This window comes from Acinetobacter sp. YK3 (assembly GCF_001729365.1).
In the GTDB taxonomy this organism is placed as follows: domain Bacteria; phylum Pseudomonadota; class Gammaproteobacteria; order Pseudomonadales; family Moraxellaceae; genus Acinetobacter; species Acinetobacter vivianii.
In genome coordinates this window covers 82,430-102,170 of the sequence record NZ_LZPJ01000013.1, presented here as the reverse complement: position 1 = coordinate 102,170, position 19,741 = coordinate 82,430, and the positions used below count along the sequence as shown (strand labels likewise).

At 41.7% G+C, this 19,741-nt stretch carries 14 protein-coding genes; all 14 read left to right on the top strand.

Annotation, left to right across the window (positions count from 1 at the left end):
• Positions 1 to 190 precede the first annotated feature (190 nt).
• The 14 genes from A9Z07_RS02140 (at position 191) to mtlD (ending at position 19,454) form a co-directional block, all read left to right on the top strand.
• The gene (locus A9Z07_RS02140) at positions 191 to 1,975 is read left to right on the top strand and encodes an IucA/IucC family protein (RefSeq protein ID WP_069576554.1); all 1,785 of its coding nucleotides are present in this window, start codon (positions 191 to 193) and stop codon (positions 1,973 to 1,975) included.
• Positions 1,968 to 3,401: a lysine N(6)-hydroxylase/L-ornithine N(5)-oxygenase family protein gene (locus tag A9Z07_RS02135; protein ID WP_069576552.1), complete on the top strand. Its 1,434-nt coding sequence runs from the start codon at positions 1,968 to 1,970 to the stop codon at positions 3,399 to 3,401. Before A9Z07_RS02140 ends, A9Z07_RS02135 begins: the two co-directional genes overlap by 8 nt.
• Before the next feature lie 22 nt (positions 3,402 to 3,423).
• Positions 3,424 to 4,863 (top strand): DHA2 family efflux MFS transporter permease subunit, encoded by a 1,440-nt coding sequence (locus A9Z07_RS02130; protein ID WP_069576550.1) that lies wholly within the window; start codon positions 3,424 to 3,426, stop codon positions 4,861 to 4,863.
• Between the two features lie 10 nt (positions 4,864 to 4,873).
• A complete protein-coding gene (locus tag A9Z07_RS02125; protein WP_069576548.1) occupies positions 4,874 to 6,718 on the top strand; it encodes an IucA/IucC family protein in 1,845 nt (614 codons plus the stop codon).
• A gap of 8 nt (positions 6,719 to 6,726) precedes the next feature.
• The gene (locus tag A9Z07_RS02120; RefSeq protein ID WP_069576546.1) at positions 6,727 to 8,643 is read left to right on the top strand and encodes an IucA/IucC family protein; all 1,917 of its coding nucleotides are present in this window, start codon (positions 6,727 to 6,729) and stop codon (positions 8,641 to 8,643) included.
• Positions 8,644 to 8,649: 6 nt separating this feature from the next.
• Complete coding sequence (locus A9Z07_RS02115) at positions 8,650 to 9,411, top strand: (2Fe-2S)-binding protein (RefSeq protein ID WP_069576544.1); 762 nt, start codon at positions 8,650 to 8,652, stop codon at positions 9,409 to 9,411.
• Entirely contained in the window at positions 9,408 to 10,025 is a 618-nt protein-coding gene (locus A9Z07_RS02110) for an RraA family protein (protein WP_069576542.1), read from the top strand. The genes A9Z07_RS02115 and A9Z07_RS02110 overlap by 4 nt, the downstream gene beginning before the upstream one ends.
• A gap of 92 nt (positions 10,026 to 10,117) precedes the next feature.
• Positions 10,118 to 12,409, top strand: coding sequence for a TonB-dependent receptor (locus A9Z07_RS02105; protein ID WP_069576539.1), 2,292 nt, complete (start codon positions 10,118 to 10,120; stop codon positions 12,407 to 12,409).
• 82 nt (positions 12,410 to 12,491) lie between these two features.
• Complete coding sequence (locus A9Z07_RS02100; protein ID WP_069576537.1) at positions 12,492 to 12,785, top strand: hypothetical protein; 294 nt, start codon at positions 12,492 to 12,494, stop codon at positions 12,783 to 12,785.
• Between the two features lies 1 nt (position 12,786).
• The gene (locus A9Z07_RS02095; protein ID WP_069576535.1) at positions 12,787 to 14,310 is read left to right on the top strand and encodes a PepSY-associated TM helix domain-containing protein; all 1,524 of its coding nucleotides are present in this window, start codon (positions 12,787 to 12,789) and stop codon (positions 14,308 to 14,310) included.
• Positions 14,307 to 14,648, top strand: a complete 342-nt coding sequence (locus A9Z07_RS02090; protein WP_069576533.1) for a hypothetical protein — start codon at positions 14,307 to 14,309, stop codon at positions 14,646 to 14,648. Before A9Z07_RS02095 ends, A9Z07_RS02090 begins: the two co-directional genes overlap by 4 nt.
• Positions 14,649 to 14,785: 137 nt before the next feature.
• Positions 14,786 to 15,424 carry a GNAT family N-acetyltransferase gene (locus tag A9Z07_RS02085; RefSeq protein ID WP_069576531.1) on the top strand — a complete coding sequence of 213 codons (639 nt, stop codon included), beginning with the start codon at positions 14,786 to 14,788 and terminating at the stop codon, positions 15,422 to 15,424.
• Between the two features lie 236 nt (positions 15,425 to 15,660).
• The gene (locus A9Z07_RS02080) at positions 15,661 to 16,971 is read left to right on the top strand and encodes an MFS transporter (protein WP_069576529.1); all 1,311 of its coding nucleotides are present in this window, start codon (positions 15,661 to 15,663) and stop codon (positions 16,969 to 16,971) included.
• A 353-nt stretch (positions 16,972 to 17,324) separates the two neighbouring features.
• On the top strand, positions 17,325 to 19,454 hold the full coding sequence (gene mtlD, locus A9Z07_RS02075) for a bifunctional mannitol-1-phosphate dehydrogenase/phosphatase (protein ID WP_069576527.1): 2,130 nt from the start codon (positions 17,325 to 17,327) through the stop codon (positions 19,452 to 19,454).
• Positions 19,455 to 19,741 lie beyond the last annotated feature (287 nt).

Sequence of the window (19,741 nt, the reverse complement as noted above, 5' to 3'; positions counted from 1 at the left end):
AGCATCTCTAAAGTAAGTTAATTCAAGCAATTAGATTGTAATTTTTGCGGGCGTTACTGAATTGAAAATATAAATGATAATAATTATCATTAGCTTCGTCTTAAACGTAACTTAGTTCCGCTTAGGATATGTTTATGGCCTAAAACATTTCGAAAAATAAATCAGATCTCTGGATAGAGGATACAATCGGATGCAATCACTTGCCAATCGGTTGGCGATACAACACTTCGTCAACGCCTATACGCAAGAAACAGGCAAAGGTCACTTGCTTAATAAAAATCAGCAAAGTCCACAACAACACGCGTTTAGCCAAGGTTTGACGCTGTTAACCATTCCGATCCATTCCATTCAAGCACAGTGCTATTTCCCGTTAGCGTATGTCAGTCGAGTCGGGCGACATCGTTTAGCCGATTTCCCGCAAATTATTATTCAAGGACAAGTAAGAACATTCAGTCCCGTTGCAATCGTTGGTCTTTTGCTGGAAGAACTGGTTTTTGAATCTGATATTCCTTTAGATGCTGCTTCTTTAGTCGAAAAATGGATTCAGAGCCGTGATGCTTTACAGCAGTTTTTAGTACAACGTGAACATGATTTTGATGATCTGGTCAAAGCAGGTCAGAATTTTATTGAATCTGAACAGGCTTTGGTGCTCGGGCACAGTATGCACCCTGCACCAAAGAGTAGAACAGGTTTTGTGCATGAGGACTGGCTCAAGTTTTCTCCTGAACATAAAGGCCACACTCAACTACATTACTGGTTTGTGCATCGGGATTATATTGCTGAGGGCAGTGCGACCGATGAAGCAATTTCAGCCCAGCTTAAAAGCGCATTGCAATGGTATTTATCTGAAAATGATCTCAAGCTGCTCAACACGCATAGCGAGTATAAATTGCTGCCTTTACATCCTTGGCAGGCACGTTATTTACAAAGCAAGCCGTGGTTTGAGCGTTTAAAACAAACTGGACAACTGATTGATCTTGGCTTACGTGGCTGGCAATTTTCACCGACGACTTCGATTCGTACACTGGCGAGTTTTAATGCGCCGTGGATGGTGAAACCATCACTTTCTGTGATGATTACCAATTCAATCCGTGTCAATCTGGCAAAAGAGTGTCATCGTGGTGAACTGACCCATCGTTTATGGCACAGTGAATTTGGTCAAAATATTTTAAAACATTGTCCAAGTTTAAAAGCTGTTAATGATCCTGCATGGATGGCTTTGCAAATTGAGGGTGAAGTGGTCAATGAAAGTATCTGTATTTTCCGTGATCAACCTTTTAGTCCACAACAACAAGTCACTTGTATTGCCTCATTATGTCAGGATCATCCAAGCAAGGATTTAAATCGTTTTAATGCGCTTTTCGCAAAAATTGCCAAAGCACATCCTGAAATGGATCATTCAGAGATTGCACTGGACTGGTTTAACCGCTTCCTTGAAGTGAGTTTGCAGCCGTTAATGTATCTCTATCATCGTTATGGGATGGCATTCGAATCTCATCAGCAAAATGTGTTGCTGGAAATGGAGAATCATTTTCCAAAGACTTTGTGGCTACGTGACAATCAAGGCTTCTACTATATCGAAGAATTTGCCACTGAGATTTTAAAGGCTTTACCTGAGCTAAAAGAAAAAGCATTTGCAGTCGGGCCGAAAGATTTCGTTGATGAGCGTTTCAGTTATTATTTCTTTGGAAATACCTTGTTCGGCATTATCAATGCGATTGGTGCAACGGGCCACATTAGCGAAGATGTTCTGCTTGAGCATTTAAAAGTCTTCTTGCAGGACCTATTGCAGCAGTATCCTGACAGTACCTTGCTACAGGGTTTATTGTTTAATGAAACCTTGCCATATAAAGGTAACTTGCTGACACGCTTGCATGAGCTGGATGAGTTGATTGCTCCAGTTGAGCATCAGTCGGTCTATGTGCAATTGCAAAATCCTCTGTTTATTGAACAGAAGGATGTGAGCTATGCTTGATTTTATTGGCATTGGGTTAGGGCCTTTTAATTTAAGTCTAGCCAGTTTGCTGCAAAATAAAAGTGATCTTAACTATCAGTTCTTTGAACAAAAAGATGGTTTTGACTGGCATGCGGGCATGCAATTGCCCAATGCCTTGCTGCAAGTTCCGTTTATAGCGGATCTGGTCAGTCTGGTTGAGCCAACCAGTCCCTATAGCTTTCTCAATTATTTAAAGCATCAGCAGCGTTTATATAAGTTTTACTTCCGTGAAAATTTATATATTCCACGTCAGGAATATAACCACTATTGTCAGTGGGTGGTGCAGCAGTTAGAGCATATTCAATTCAATAGCCGAGTTCTGGATGTTCAGCCGATTAAAGGTGGTTTTGAGGTTGAAGTTCTGGCAAATGGCACGAAACAGCGCTATCAAACGCGTCAATTGGTCTTAGGGATTGGTACAGTTCCGCATTTACCTGAAAGTTTGCAACAGGCATATCCGAAAACAAAGCAATGCTTACATTCGGCTGAATATTTAAAGCAATGTCCTGTGCAGTTAACAGGGAATGTAGTGTTGATTGGTTCAGGCCAATCAGCTGCGGAAATTTTTATCGATTTATTTGACCGTCAATATACGCAAGGAAAAACAACACCTGATTTTCATTTGCATTGGCTGACACGCTCTGCGGGTTTTTTCCCGATGGAGAATACACCGTTGGGACTCGAGCATTTTAGTCCTGACTATATGCAGTATTTCTATCATTTGCCAGCTGGATTAAAGGCTGAATTACCAGCCCAACAGGCCAATCTCTATAAGGGAATCAGTAGCAAAACCATTCGTGATATTTACGAGCGACTGTATCACCGTAGTATCGGCGGGCAGGAAACAGAGGTCACACTCGCAGGACATCATCAGTTACAGCATGCCGAAGTGCTGGAAAATCAGAAAATTAGTTTGCGTTTCGAGCACCAGCAGCAAGGCGAGCGTTATCTATTGGATGCCGATAGTGTAATTGCGGCTACTGGCTATCGTTATCCAAAACCCGCTTTCTTGGAAAATCTGCAAACGTTGATTCCGCTTGATCAGACTCAACGCTGGCAAGTCAGCGCAGATTTTGAAGTGAACTATCAAGGTGATGGACGAATTTTCCTGCAAAATATGGAAGTTTTCCATCATGGTGTTGGCACGCCAGATCTGGGTTTAGGTGCTCATCGGGCAGCCACCATTGCCAATCAGTTATTAGGCAGACAACTGTTTAAGCTGGATCAGGCCCAGTCTTATCAACAATTTGGTGTGGCACCCTCTATACCGTCAGAACAACCTGCACGAAACCCTGTGCAACTGGCCGATTCAGGATTATCCCGTGTGACGCATAAATCTGGACAGCTTCGGCATACTTCTCCCGCTTTTTATGCACAAGTAAAGTTGTCAGAGCACATTGACTAAGGTCAACAGAGGAATCGCACGTATGGAACGGTCTTCTGTACCCATCAATCAAGCGGCACAAGTCGGTTTGCAGCGTTATGTTTTACTCACGGTCATGTTAGGTACAGGGACCGTCAGTTTAAACAACAGTAGTTTTAATCCTGCCATCCCCCAGCTGATGCAGTATTTCCAGATTGGTGAAATCTGGGCAAGCTGGGTGGTGGTCGCGTTTTTACTGGCAATGAGTATCAGCTTGCCACTGGCGGGTTATTTCAGCCAGCGTTTTGGTAAACGACAAACTTATTTAACCGCATTGTTGTGTTTTGCTTTGGCTTCAACAGTGGGCGGTTTATTCAATCAGTTTGAGTCCGTCCTGATTGCAAGAGCCTTGCAAGGTTTTTGTAGTGGCTTGATGATTCCATTGTCACTTGGTCTGATTTTTTCAGTCACGCCGAGCGAACAACGGGGCAGTACCACAGGTTTGTGGGGCGCGATGATTATGCTGACTTTGGCGGTTGGACCGATGTTAGGCGCGCTGGTCTTGGTGTGGCTCGATTGGCAGGCTTTATTCTTCATTAACTTACCAATTGCCTGTATCGCGCTGGTGTTGGGATATCTTTATCTGCCTAAAGAACAAGGAGATAGCAATCAGTCCTTTGACTGGATCGGTTTTAGTTGCCTGAGCCTGAGTATTATTTTGCTATTAGGCACCTTGAGTCAGATTCATCAACTTGAAGATATCGCGCAACCTGTCTATTGGCTATTGCTTGCATTAAGTGCTTTCACATTCTGGCAGTTTGCCAGAAGACAAAAAAATCAGATCAGTCCATTGATTGAGCCAGCCTTATTTGCTGCAAAAGGTTTTCGATTCAGTTTGATGATCTGTGTGGCGCAAACGGTAGGCTTATTTATTGGCATGTTGCTGGTGCCGTTGTGGATTCAACAGCGTTTGCAACTCAGCCCACTCTGGACGGGTTTTGCTTTGATGAGCAGTGCCTTGGTGACAGGTTTATGCAGTCAACCTGCTGGCAAATATCTTGATCGTTACGGCGCCGCAAAAATTATGAGTCTGGGGTTGCTGATTACTGCATTGGCCTTCGCCTTGCTGGCATGGGCGCCTGTGAAAAATGTCTGGTTCATCATCTTCTGCATGATGTTGCATGGTCTGGGCATGGGATTGTCCTATATGCCATCGACCACAGCAGGGCTTAACAGCTTACGTCAGCAACAACAACATTTGGTCACTCAGGCGGCTGCATTGAATAATCTGTTCCGTCGGCTGTTTGCCGCAGTTGCAGTGGTGCTTGCTGCGCTATATCTGCAATTACGTCAGGATCTTTTTCAAACCAGTCCTCATACAACACTGGATTCATTTAAGGGCATTCAGGAAATCTTTATTTTTTGTACGGCTCTTATCTTGTGCGCTCTGCCTTATGCGTGGCGCTTTCCAGATCAACACAAAATGAATGAATTAAATAATTAGGAAGAGCAACATGGGACAATTACATCCAGTTTTAGCAAATACACATGTGATTCAGAATACCTTTCAAGCCTGGCAACAACCACAGTCTGAGCAGGCCAAACATGTTGAACAACGTGTCATCAAGCAATTATTACAAGCCCTGATTTTCGAAGAAATTATTTGCGCTGAGCATGATGGTGAAAATTTTATTGTTCAGGTGCAGGATCGCCAACAGCAAGCGGTTCAGTATATTGCCAAAGGGCAACGCCAATACAGTTATAAGTTGGTACGTCTGGCGCGTGATCAGGATGTGCTCCGTCAGGATGCTGAAGGTAATAACCTGCAACCGGCTCGTCTGAATCAGGTTATCGATGAAATCCTGCGCTCGATTGCCGATGCAACCAAAGTGGAAGATTTTATTTTTGAATTAAAGCGGACTTATATTCACGATGTGCAATCACAAGTCTGCTTTGAAAACTATGCCTTGCCAGCAATCCAATATCCATACGATATTCTGGAATCTTATTTGATGGATGGGCATCCATATCATCCTTGTTATAAATCCCGTGTTGGCTTTAGTCTGCAAGATAATGTCCGTTATGGGGTGGAGTTTGCCCAGCCGATGGCTTTGGTCTGGTTGGCTGTACATCAAAAGCTTGTTGCAGAAAACCATTCGAGTCACATTGAAACAGAAGCATTTTTTAAAGAACAATTAAATCCACAGGATTTGATCCAGTTTCAGCAACAACTGGACAAGCAAACTCAGAACGCCGCTGAATATGTCTGGATTCCAGTCCATCCTTGGCAATGGGAAAATCACTTGATTTCGATTTTTGCAGAAGAAATTGCAGATCAGGACATTATTTATTTAGGTCATAGCCAAGACCGTTATCTGGCACAGCAGTCCTTGCGTACAGTCACCAATTTACAGCATCCAGAAAAACCCTATATCAAGCTATCAATGAGTTTGACCAATACCTCAAGTTCTCGAGTATTGGCAAAACATACGGTCATGAACGGGCCGATTATTACTGACTGGTTGCAACGCCTGATTGATCAAAGTGAAACTGCTCAACAACTCGATTTTGCAGTGTTGCGTGAAGTCTATGGTTTGAGCGTTGATTTCACCCGTTTACCTGCTTCGCATGCGCAGCAGGCTTATGGCACGATCGGATGCTTATGGCGTGAAAGTGTCCATCAATATTTACGTGAAGGTGAAGATGCGATTCCACTGAATGGGGTGAGTCATATTCAAAAAGATGGTCAGGCTCTGATTGCACCGTGGTTACAACACTATGGGGTTGAACAATGGACACGTCAATTGTTGAAAGTGGTCATTACCCCATTGATCCATTTGCTATTTGCCGAAGGGATCGCGACTGAATCGCATGGGCAAAATATTATTCTGGTACATCAACAAGGTTGGCCAACCCGTGTATTGCTTAAAGATTTCCATGACGGCGTACGTTACAGTCCAGCACATCTGGCTCATCCAGAGCTGGCACCTGAACTGGATCAGTTGCCGCCTGAACATGCCAAAACCAATAGCATGTCCTTTATCTTGACTGATGATCTGGATGGGATTCGAGACTTTAGCTGTGCCTGCCTGTTCTTTGTGGCATTGACTGATATTGCGATTTTCCTCAATCAGACTTATTCAGTTGCAGAACAGGATTTCTGGCAATGGGTCGCAGAAGTCATTCAGGAATATCAACAACAACATCCTGAACATCATCAGCGCTATCAAATTTTTGATGTTTTTGCGGAAAAGTTACGTATTGAGTCATTGACCAAACGCCGTTTGTTTGGTGATGGTCGTATTCAGATCAAGTTTGTTGATAACCCATTGGCGCCGTTTAAAGCGCAGGGGAAGTGAGATTATTTATGAATGCGCTTCAACCTGCCTATCAACTGACGGACAGAACCATTTTACAAGACTTTGTAAATGCCTTACTGGTTGAGGCACTGATTCCTGAGCACTTTGTTGTGGATGATTCAACAGCACAGGCCAAGCTGGATACATTCGGTTTTGACTTGAAACAGCAATTTAACAACACGCTTGAGCAGCAGTACTTTGTACTGTTGCCTGAGCAACATTCACAATATGTTGTTATTTTTCCAGTACAGCAAGGCATTGCACAACCGTGGTCTTTTGCGGCCGAGTCGGAAATTTTGCGAGTTGAAACAGGCGATCAGCAAACACAAATCCACTCGATTGAATTATTTGAGTTGTTTGAATGTCTGCAACAGACTGGGTTATTTCAACACTGTCAGGCCGACAAGCTTCAAATTTTTTCAGAGCAAATCCAGAAATGTTTGCAGCAATATCGTCTGCTACAACAGCATCAAGTCAATGCTCATGAGCTGATTCATCAAAGTTCAGCACAGGTGTTCCGCATTTTAGAGCAATATGCGGGTTATCGGGATCGTCCTTATCATCCTTTATCCAAGTTAAAGGAAGGATTGAGTCAGCAAGAGTATCTGCAATATTGTCCTGAATTTGCTCAAGAACTGACTATTCATTGGGTTGCGGTGCATAAAGATAAAATGATGTTTGGTGTAGGTGTTGAGGATATTTTTAGGCAACAACCTAGCCAGATTTTTATTAATCGTGCTGAACGCTACCAACTGAAACAGGAAATGTTCCAGCGCGGATTAAGCGAAACGCATATCGCCATGCCTATACATCCGTGGCAATTCCAGCATTTATTTCAGCAATTCTTCGCGGAAGATATCGCGGCGGGAATTTGTCAGCCCTTGAATTTTGTTTCAAAAGGCATGTATGCCAGTGCCTCGATGCGCAGTCTTTTGTCTGAGGAAATTCCACAAGAAAGCCTAAAATTGCCGATAGGCATTAAAGCGCTGGGTTCATTGCGTTTTCTTCCGATCGTAAAAATGATCAATGGAGAAAAAAACCAGAAGTTGTTACGCCAAGCCCAACACAAAGATCCGATTTTGCAGCAAAAATTATGGTTATGTGAGGAAACGCAATGGTGGTCTTATTTACCTGAAAAACAACAGGATCGAAGTGCGGACAATGAATGGCTCTTTGTAGAGAAGCCAACCCATTTGGCAGCCCAACGCCGCCATATTCCAGTTGAATTATTGCAGCAACCTTATCAACTGATTCCGATGGCCAGTCTGGGACATACCATTTCAGGTCAACCTGCGGTTTTTGACTATATTTTACAGCTTCAACAGCTAAAGAATGATGCTGCACAGGTTTTGGATCAGTTTGCCAAACTATGTACATGCTTCTTTGAGGTGAATTTACGTCTGTTCCGCTTGGGGCTGATGGGAGAAATTCATGGACAAAACCTATGTCTGGTACTTAAGAATGGTCAATTTGATGGTCTGATGTTTAGAGATCATGATTCACTGCGCATTTATCTACCGTGGGTGCTGCAAAGTGGTCTGGATGATCCAGATTATTTAAGCCCGCATGATTTTAGAAATACGCTTTATCATGATTCAGCTGAGGCTTTGCTGTTTTATATCCAGACGCTAGGAATTCAGGTTAATTTAGGTTGTATTGTCGAAACGCTGGCAAAATATTATGAGATCCCAGCAGATCAACTGTGGCAAGTACTAGCTAAACAATTACAACAAATTCTGGAAAAACTGGACTTTCAGCCTGAGATTCATAGCCAATTGCGGGCCTTACTGTTTGAGTCACCCAACTGGCCTTATAAACAGTTGATTCGACCTTTGCTAGAACAGGATACTCGTATTGGCAGCATGCCCTCAGGAATCGGGGAAACCCGAAATCCACTTTGGCATGTTTTAGCTCAATCTGCGTAAATTGCAATGAATATGTGTCACTATTTTCAAGCAGAGTTGGAAAGCTCTTTTTCAGTGCTGCAACAGCATCTGAAACTGGAAATACATTGTTCCAACCAGCAGGCAATCACGCTGGCAGATCTATTCGATGACTCGATTTGTCGGCAGGTGCTACAGGATTTTGCGACACGTATTCATGCGAAGAATCAGAGATGTGCCACTTCACTTTTTATTAAATATTGGGCCACGCTGTGGATGCTGCCTTTTTTGTACTGTCAGGCGGCATCGCTTCCTTTTGTAAAATGGCAGCCTTCGATCTTTATCGTAGAGCTACCTGAAACATGGAACTGGGAAAGACGACTGCAACTAACTGATTCGGCAATGTATTCTTTTCAGGTGATGTCTCTACAAGAAATTGACGTCATATTGCTACAGTTCAATGAACTATTGCAGCAGATTGCCCACGTTGGGCGCGTTTCTTATACATTACTTTGGGAAAATGTCGCTGTGCGCGTGGTGCAATTTTATCATGCTTTGGCTCAGCAAAATTTAAGCAAAGACATGCATGCCCAACTCCAACAGCAACGACAACTGTTAAAAGCAAAATCGGCAAAAAGTTTTAACTTGCAGGAAAACCCTTTTTTAAAGCTGTGGAATAACTGGCATCCCGAATTCAATACCTATATGCGACAAAAGTGCTGCTTCTATTTTCAACTAGAGGAAGCAGGACAGGAGCTGTGTCGAAATTGCCCATTACAGCTAAAAAAATCAACAGAGATAAAATCATGAGTCAAGTTATCCAGCCAGAATTGCTGGTCGAAGCCTATAAAAAAATTGCAACCTCGACCATTGGTCATGTATTGGATCTAGGGCATGTCCCGCAGATTTTCCCCATGTCACCTGAGCAACAACTGGTCGGTCTGGTCAGAACTGTTCGGCTGCAATCAAAGAATGCCAGCCAGTTACGACAGGTGTTGCTGAGTTGCCAACCCAATGAAGTATTGCTCATCGACGCTAGATATGATCTGCAACGTGCATGTTGGGGAGAGCAGAGAAGTGTTGCCGCGATTCATTGTGGTTTGGCGGGAGTCGTGGTGCTAGGAGCTGTCACCGATCGACAGGCCTTACTTAAACTCAAATTGCCTATTTTTGCTCAGTCAGTCAGTTGTTTAACCACACGAAATGAAGGCGAAAGTCTCGTCGAAATGGATATTGGCATTGAATTGAACCAGTTTACGGTGCAATCAGGTGATCTGCTGATTGGTGATGCAGATGGTGTTTTTATCTTAAAACCAGAGACTGCCCATGAATATCTGGAACAGTTCCAGCAACTTGAGGAGGCAGAAAAATTGAAAAAAGACCATTTTTTTAAACAGCAGCGTCGAGATGAATACTATTTTTAATAAAAATCATTCTCATTAAAATTTAAATTTAGTATGATGGCCTGCCTTTTGGATATTTTTTGAGTGATATAAGGGCTCTGGAGAAAGAGAAAATGAAAGTCAATAATGAGTTTAGGGCAAAACAAGTACTGTTTAAAATGACGCCATGCTGCCTTGCGGTACTGGCAATGTTCGCTCAACATGTTTATGCAGAAGAAACTGTTTCAGCAAATGCGGCTGTAACGGCAGAGCCTACACAGAAACCTGTTGCACAATTAGAGAAAATTGTGGTGACAGCGACGCGTACACCAAAAAATATTGCAGAAATTGCAGGGACTGTGCAGACCATTGACCGTAATCAAATTGCACAGCAAGCAACTGCGGGGCGTAAGGTTGCGGATGTTTTGGCGCAACTGGTTCCGTCATTGGCACCAAGTAGTGGAACGACCAGTAACTATGGTCAGACAATGCGTGGCCGAAATGTGCTGGTTATGATTGATGGGGTATCTCAAACGGGTTCGCGTGATGTGTCACGCCAGCTCAATAGCATTAGTCCAAGCATGATTGAGCGTATTGAGATTATTTCTGGCGCAACCAGTATTTATGGTTCTGGTGCAACAGGTGGCATTATCAATATCATCACCAAACGTGCTGATACCTCAAAACCACTCAGCTTTGAAAGTAAAGTCGGTATCACATCTTCAGACACCTTCCGTGGGGATGGATTGGCTTATGAAGTTGGACAATCGGTTTCATTTAGTCAGGGAAATGTCGATGGTTTCCTTGGGGCGAACTTCACCAGTCGTGGTTCGCAGTTTGATGGAGACGGCGATCGTATTTCTCTAAGTCCTTGGCAAGGTAGTACCATGGACAGCGATACGATTGATGTCAATGGTCGTTTGAACTTCAATCTCACAGATCAACAAAGCCTGAGCTTTGGTGCGCAATACTATAAAGATAAACAAGATACAGATTACGGCCCAGATTATTCATATTTGCCGACTACAGCAACAAGTAATGATATGGGGACGCCAAGCTATAAAGCCATTAAAGGTTTGAAGCTGAGCAATCCATTATTTACTGAACGCTATGCAGTGAATTCGCAATACCAAAATCAAGATTTCTTAGGCCAGATATTGAATGTAGAAGCCTATTATCGTAATGAAAAATCAAGATTTTTCCCTTATGGTTTAACTACTAAAACAGTCAAAACTGTAAACCAGTCGCAATCTGAAATCGAAGTTGCAGGTTTACGTTCAACTATGCAATCTGACTTTAATATTGCAGACCGAGATCTGAAATTAACCTATGGTCTTGATTATGATTGGGAAAAAGACAAGCAATATATTGATATTCTCGCAACTGAATACCCTTATTTAGTCTACACTCCAACAGGCCAGCGTAAGGGCTATGGTCCAAATACTGAAATCCAAAATATTGGTGCTTTTGCTCAGGGTGACTACGCCATTAATGATCAGTTGAATATTCAGGCGGGTGTTCGTTATCAATATATCCAAGCGGATACTGATGCCTATATTCCGAGTCGTGAATCAACCATGGTTCCTGCGGGTTCAACTCATGATGATAAACCCCTGTTTAATTTAGGTGCTGTATATAAGCTAAATGATGCACAGCAAGTCTATGCGAACTTTTCACAAGGTTTCAGCTTCCCAGATGTGCAGCGCATGCTGCGTGATGTATCGACCTTTACCGTTTCAACCTCGAACTTGCAACCGATTACTGTAAACAGCTATGAATTGGGCTGGCGTTTAAATCAGGATGATGGTTTGAACCTTGGTTTAACAGGTTTCTATAATACTTCTGATAAAACTGTTCAGTTTAATAACCGAGCAGCCCAGATTGTAGATACCGACCAACGTGTCTATGGTGCGGAAGCAACGGCCAGTTATCCATTTATGGATCATTACAAGGTTGGTGGTACTTTAGGCTATACCCGTGGTCAATATAAAGACGCTGCAAACCAATGGCATGAGCTCAATTCACTTGCTGTCGCACCAGTAAAAGGTACTTTATTTGCTGAGTGGGAAAATGATGAAGGCTATGGTCTTCGCGTACAGATGCAGGCAATTAAAGGGACCAATAAAGCCTATAATGATGATCGTGACTTAGCTGCGCGTGCCAACGCTAGTCAGGATGCTGAATTTAAAGCGGCTGTGAAAGCAGATGCCAATACCGCTGCAAAAATTAAAGGCTATGCAACTATGGATGTGTTAGGGCATGTTCCAGCCTGGAAAGGTCGTGTAGACTTTGGTGTATATAATGTTTGGGGACTTCAATACGAGACAGTATTTGCCCAGCAAGCAGCTGTTTCAAACGGGAATCCATTATTGGCGATCCCTGCTGAAGGTCGTACCTATGGCTTAAGTTATACCATCAGCTATTAATTAAAACAGAGGAAGAAATATCTGTGAAGATGCAGATATTTCTTCATTTTTATTCTGGATTTTACAGGCTAAGGCAATACGGATGAGCCCCTCAGAAAAACAAGAAACCTTTCAGTTAAGCTATCGCAGAGTATTTTTTATCTGTTTGGCGGCCTATTGTTATAGTTCGTGGCTGAGTCTGGTTTTGGTGGATTGGTTGCCTTTTGCTAAAGCTGAAAATGTCTATTTCGCTGTCTTTCTGAGTTTCATCTTTTTCATTTTTTACGTGATATTGACCAGTGCAATTATGTCTAAACGCTGGTTCTGGATCATCCATGGCTTAGGCGTGTTATTACTGGCTGGCTACGGGCTCATGCATAAGTGGGGGATGAGTTAAGATGAACTTTCGTCAAATTCAGGCCATTCTGCATAGCTGGTTTGGCATTATTGTCTTATGGATCATCTTCTTTATTTTCTTAACCGGGTCGATTGCGTATTTCCGTACTGAAATTAATGTCTGGGCGCAACCCGAGGCGATGAGCCAGATTCAAACGCTACCAACTGCCCAAACCTCAGCTCAAACCGCGTTTAATTATTTAAACCAGCACGCCGCAGATGCAAAAAGATGGCGTGTGACCGTTGCAAATGAACGCATGCCAGTCAATTTGCTGCAATGGCAGGATCAGACAGGGAAACACCAACAATTACAGAATCCCATGACAGGGGAATTGCTCAATCCTGAACGACAGACTCTGGCGGGTGATTTCTTTTTTAAATTGCATTACACCCTCTATCCATTGCCTGGCAAGATCGGGAGTTTCATCGTTGCCATTGTTGCCCTGATCTTATTAATCAGTTTGATTACAGGTGTGATCACGCATAAAAAGATCATTAAAGAGTTTTTTGTATTTCGTTCCTTTAAAGGCCAGCGTTCCTTGCTCGATCTGCATCATATAACGGGAGTGATTACATTTCCTTTTTATCTGATGATGGCTTTTACAGGGCTGCTGATTTTATTTTATCTGGTGTTGCCGTGGGGACTATCCAAGCACTATGCGCAAGATGGGATACCCCAATTTTATAATGAGATGCAGTTTCTAGAGATGGCAAAACCGCAACCATCCTCATCTCAGAGCAACATGCAGCCATTTGACCGATTTATTCAACAATTACCAGCGCAGTCACAAACAGGCGCAATACTTGATAAGTTTGAAGTACAGAAACCCAATACACCAGAGGCGATGATCACCTTTGACTATAATTATAAAAATATTATTACCTTAAATACCCCACAATATATTTTTGCTGCCAATACTGCCGAGCAGCTGGATCAACCTCGAAATTTAAGCGCAATTGCCCAGTTGGCTTCATCTTCTTATGGTATTCATCTGGGTTATTTTGCCTCTTACTGGATGCGTTTGATTTTGTCTGTTATGGGCATTATTGGATGTGTGATGTTGGCCGCAGGGGCGTTGCTCTGGCAGAAAAAACGTATTAAAGCGCAACATCGTTTCAGCTATAAACTGGTACAGCATCTCAACTTTTTTACTTTTCTCGGGTTGCCTTTTGCCTGTGCTGGTTATTTATTGGCAGCACGACTGTTACCTGCAGTATTCGAGCCAAGAAGTACTTATGAAGTTTCGGCCTTTTACCTCACTTGGCTATTAAGTTTACTGATCAGTTTGACACTAAATACGCGAGCGGCTGTATTGCTATTACTGGCAAGTACAGCTTTGACTCTATTTCTCATTCCATTAAGTAGTTTTGTTGTGGTGTCTGAGGCATCTTTGTGGCAGAGCATCATTCATTCACGCTGGTCGTTGGCTGGGGTGGATTTGGCATTGCTATCGATTGGGGTGCTTTATCTCGGCGCAATTTATTTTTATCTGAATAAGTTCAAGCCTGCAGGAGCTTTAAAATGAGTCTTGCAGCATTATTCTGGGCCTTCGTCGCATTTATACAAGCTTGCATGCTCAGCCAATATGGGCAGAAACAACTACAATATGCTTGGCTAAATGCTACTTGGAAAAAGCTTTTATCTTTTTCTGCCGTAATATTTTTAACATTCTCTTTTGTGTTGAATTATCTATATGAAGGCAGCTCAGTTGGCCCACTGAGCTGGCTATTTGTCATCTTGCCAGCGGCCTTCTTTTTACAAGTGCTTGGTTTTTATTTGTTTAGAAAATATTTTATACAGATCTGGTGGGGCGCAATGTTAGCCGCATTCATCTTTACTTTGGTTGGTGGATTAAATTCATAAGGCATTTTACGGCTGTTTGCTGTTTAGTGATCTCCGCCAGATGCAGTTCATTAACAAAAAACAAGAAAAAGAACGCTTTTTGTCTTAATAAAATTGATTATCATTATCATCTAATATTAAAGGCAAGGAATATCTTAATGCTTACACTGTCACAAAAACTCCCTGATTATTTTGAGTATTATGAAGATGGGACACAATATTATGTCCGCCAAGTCCAATATCCTCAGGATATTCCTTTATTGCATCAATGGATGCATGAGCCACACGTAATTCCCCAATGGCAACTGAATAAGTCTGAACTTGAACTACAAGTTTATTTCGACAAAATGCTGGCCGATGACCATCAACGTTTAATGATTGTCGGTGTAGATGGCAAGGATGTGGGATATACCGAAATTTATGAAGGGAAACGTGATCGCTTAGGGCGTTATTACGAGGGTGATGAGCACGATCTTGGCTGGCATTTGCTTTTTGGAGATAAATCCGTTTTTGGTAAAGGTTTTTTAAGACCGACCATCCGTTTATTGAGTTTTTATATTTTTGAGAATTCTGAAGCGAAAAAAATTGTAGGCGAGCCAGACCATACCGTAAAACCTTATGCAGCAGTGGTGGCGGATCTGTGCTATGAGAACCAGCGTTTAATTCCAATGCCTGAAAAAACGGCGATGTTGTATTACTGTTTTAGAGAAACATTTTACGACAAATTTGGCGAATATTATGCTGCCTCACAACAACAATGTACCCAGCAGCAGTCTCAAGATTTAAGCCTGACTTAAACTGAATTTAAGATTTAGATTGAAGATAAGCCTCAACTTGTGTTGAGGTTTTTTTATATAGAAAACATCATTTTAAAAATAAATAATATATTGATATGTAAAATTAAAAAAAGGTTTTTGATTAACAAAACAACATATTGTTATTTGCTGAATTTACGAATATCATAAATAGATTACGAATAAAGTAATTGTGGATTGCAAAATTATATGTAAAGCAACATGGAGAAGGAATCACCATGAAAGAAGTTGCATTAAATGATTTAATCGACCAGCAGCGCGTTGGGCGTTATCAAAAATTTATTCTATTTACCTGCTTATTGCTGATGATCATGGATGGCTATGATATTCAGGCAATGGCTTATGCCGCGCCGATGATTATAGAAGCGTGGGGTGTCGAAAAAACCATGTTAGGCGTGGTGTTTAGCGCCAGTTTATTTGGATTGTTTGTTGGTTCATTTGTTTTAAGTTCACTGTCTGATCGGTTTGGTCGACGTCCAATCTTATTGATCTCAACGTTGATATTTTCTGTACTGATGTTGTGGACACCGCATGTCGCTAATATTGAACAACTCGCTGTTATACGTTTTATCACGGGAATTTTCTTAGGCGGTATCATGCCGAATGCCATGGCTTATAGCTCTGAAATTGTACCCAACAAATATCGTATTTTGACCATGATGGTGATTTCTTGTGGTTATACAGTCGGTGCCATGCTGGGGGGAGGAATTTCTGCATTACTTACGCCCATAGGCGGATGGCAGGCAATATTTTATTTTGGTGGCATTATTCCTCTGATCATTTTCTTTATTATGCTGTTTAAGCTACCAGAGTCATTGTATTTCTTAGGCGAAAACAAAAAGAATGAGAAAACGATTCTATTCTGGCTGAAGAAATTTTATCCAGCATTGGAACTCAACACAGCAACTCAAATCATTGGCAATGTCGGCCCTAAAATCAAAAAGTCACCATTGGAGTTATTTAAAAATAAGCGGGCTTTTTTTACCTACTCGATCTGGGTGATCAGTATCTTAAATATGATCAGTCTGTATTTTCTCGCCAACTGGTTACCAACCTTATCGAAAGAGTCTGGCCTTTCTTTGAATCAGGCGCTGATGATTGGTTCAACGCTACAGTTGGGCGGTACCATTGGTAGTATCGTGATGGGGTTAAAAATTGACAAGATTGGTTTTTATAAGGTTTTAGTTCCAGTGTTTATAGTGGCTGCTGTTAGTGTTGCCTTGATTGGATATTCGGTCAGTCATATTGCCTTACTGTTTGTGGTTATCTTTATTGCGGGCTTTGCGATTGTTGGTGGGCAACCTGCCATTAATGCATTATCTGCAAGTTATTATCCAGTTTCATTGCGTACAACGGGCGTGGGCTGGAGTATTGGGATTGCCCGTTTAGGTTCAGTGATCGGGCCATTATTCGGTGGATATCTGGCTAAATCTTTGGTCATTACCCATTTATTTGTGATTGCAGCCATTCCATCTCTATGTGTGATTTTCATGTTGCTGGTGCAGGCCAAATATAGAGTAGATCTTTGAATTTCAAGGCCGCGTTCTGCGGCTTTTTTTTGCTATTTCATTCTATTACCGAAATGGGTACTCGATTTGATATCCATAAATAGTTAAAAATATTCTATTTTTCCACTTTATTTGTCTATTTCCTATTTAATTATAAGTCGGGTTTATTCTATATCATCAAAGTTGCTGATTAAAAATCAATCATTGTTTTGTTGGGGATGCAAGTAATCTTTACAAATTTAGTCAACTATAAGCTGAAAAAAACAACTTAAGGTTATTTTTTAATCAAATTTATTTCATTTATTTACAGTCTAAATTTTGTCATGATTTTTTAGTTAATCTAATAAGCGCAATAACAAAACAAAGGAGTAAAGATGCTGATTTTTCATGATTATCCTGTTCAGGGAGCGCTTTTTGATATGGATGGCACAATGTTTGATACTGAGCGATTACGCTTTCAAACATTAAAACAGGCGTCCCAAGAACTCATTGGACAGGAATTTTCAGATGAATATTTAATGCAGTGTCTTGGACTCAGTGCAAAAACTGCTGAACAGCTTGCCCAAACTTTTTATGGTGAAGATGTTCCTTATCAAGCAATCCGAAAACGTGCAGATGAACTTGAACTGGAATCAGTTCGTCATAATGGTGTTCCGATCAAAAAGGGCCTGATTCAGGTACTGGAACGTTTACGCAAGTCTGGTTTAAGAATGGCTGTCGCGACATCAAGTCGTCGGGCAATTGCCGAAGAATACCTGATCAATGCCAATGTCTATAAATTTTTTGATCTTCTGGTATGTGGTGACGAAGTCGAAAAAGGTAAACCACATCCTGAAATTTTTATTAAAGCTGCGCAAAAATTAAATTTGCAGCCTCAACAATGTTTGATGTTTGAAGATTCTGAAAACGGGATCTGCTCAGCCTATGATGCGGGCGGGATCACCATTTTATTTAAAGATATAAAAGAACCCAATGACAGCATGCTTGCCAAAGCAAATTTCTATTATCAGGATATGTATGAGTGCCTAAATGCACTGGATCAATATATTCCTGAAATGGGAATGCCACAGTTACAAGAACCATTTCCGCAAAGTATCAATCAACTGACCGTCGGGATTCATGGTTTTGGCGCCATCGGTGGTGGTTATATCGCACAGGTATTGTCACATTGGGATGGTTTTACCAGACCCAAACGCATTCTCGCTTCAACCAGAAATCGCTTGTACTTGGAATCAGTCAATAGCTTTGGCAGCTACAGTATCCGTTATGGACAATCCTCGTATGATGAACGGATTGAGAATCTGACCGTAATCGATGCAGACAATGAACAGCAGATGCTCGAGATGTATATGCATTCAAGTCTGATTGCGCTGTGTTTGCCTGAACAGGCCATTGCATCGGAAGCAAAAACAATTGCAAGAGGACTATTGGCGCGTTTTATGTCGCAAGATACGGAACAGCATGAGCCGATTACCTTCTTGATTATTCTGAATAAAGTCTGTGCAAAATATCTGGTTTTGAAAAATATCCGTGAAGCCTTGCTTGAGATCACCGATGAGGATATTGCGGAGCATATTCTAAGTGAACACTATTTTTGCGATACCGTCGTTAACCGAATGGTGGCAAAGCTGACCGATCAAGCCTTATATCGTCAGTTGAATATCAAGCACCGTTTATTTAAACAATATCAATCCGATCTGAATGATGAAGCCATCGAGCTGTCAGATGAAACCGCGTTGACCGAGAAACAAGAACAGCAAATCACCAACTGTTTGGCGGATATGCGTGGTCAATTTCAGGCGGGTCAGTTTTTGCAGAATATGGATTTGATCCTATTCCATAGCGAAACAGATATGCCGATTTATGTGGAAAATCGTAGCCCGATCCTCAATAAAATGCGCCAAATGATTCTGGTTGAGCAGATTTCTGATATTCAGATCATTAAAAACCGTTTATGGAATGGCTGCCATGCCATGACGGCTTGGTACGCCAGTATGCATGACCACGACATGATCGGGATTGCGTTAGCGGATGCCAAGATCAAGAAGTATGTGGAGCAGGTAGTTGAGGAAGTAAAACTAGGTTTGGCGAATATTGTACCGAATCAGGCCAAAGAGCTAGACCGAATGGCGGAGAGTTTTCTACATTCGTGCCGCTCGGCCTATAAAGATACGTGTGAACGGGTGGCTCGCGATCCGCTGAGAAAACTAGGCTTCAATGAGCGCGTATTTGGCAGTCTGGAAAATCATATTCAGCAGCAATTGCCTTATCAAAAGATCTTGCAAGGCGCGATTTATGGCTATGTTTATGCATTAAGACAGCTTGAAATTGAGGAGCTGGAGATTGTTCAGCATATCCGTAAGAACGTGGAAATGATGGATCTCACTTCAACTCAAAAGAAAGCTTTATTGGATATGCTTTATCAGGGCATCCAGTCGGAAATGCATGGGGAAACCTTCACTTACCATTTGGATGGACTTAAAGTCCCATCTGAGGCGGTGTAGATATTTAGCAGTATACATTGCATTGAATAACACAGCTTTAAATCGATAAAGTTGTGTTATCTCTGATATAGATTTTAGGCATTGAATAATGCGCTGGATACGCCGAGTTTGTGGCATAGTTCTGATTTGAGGTCAGTATCGTATCAGCTTATATCTAGAAGGTTTTAGTGTTGACTAAACTACAATTTAATAATGCTATGTGCTCATATCATTTGATATTTCCTAATTTTATTTTCGAAAGATTGACAAGGCTGAGAGATAAACAATTATTTTAATTCAGTCTATGC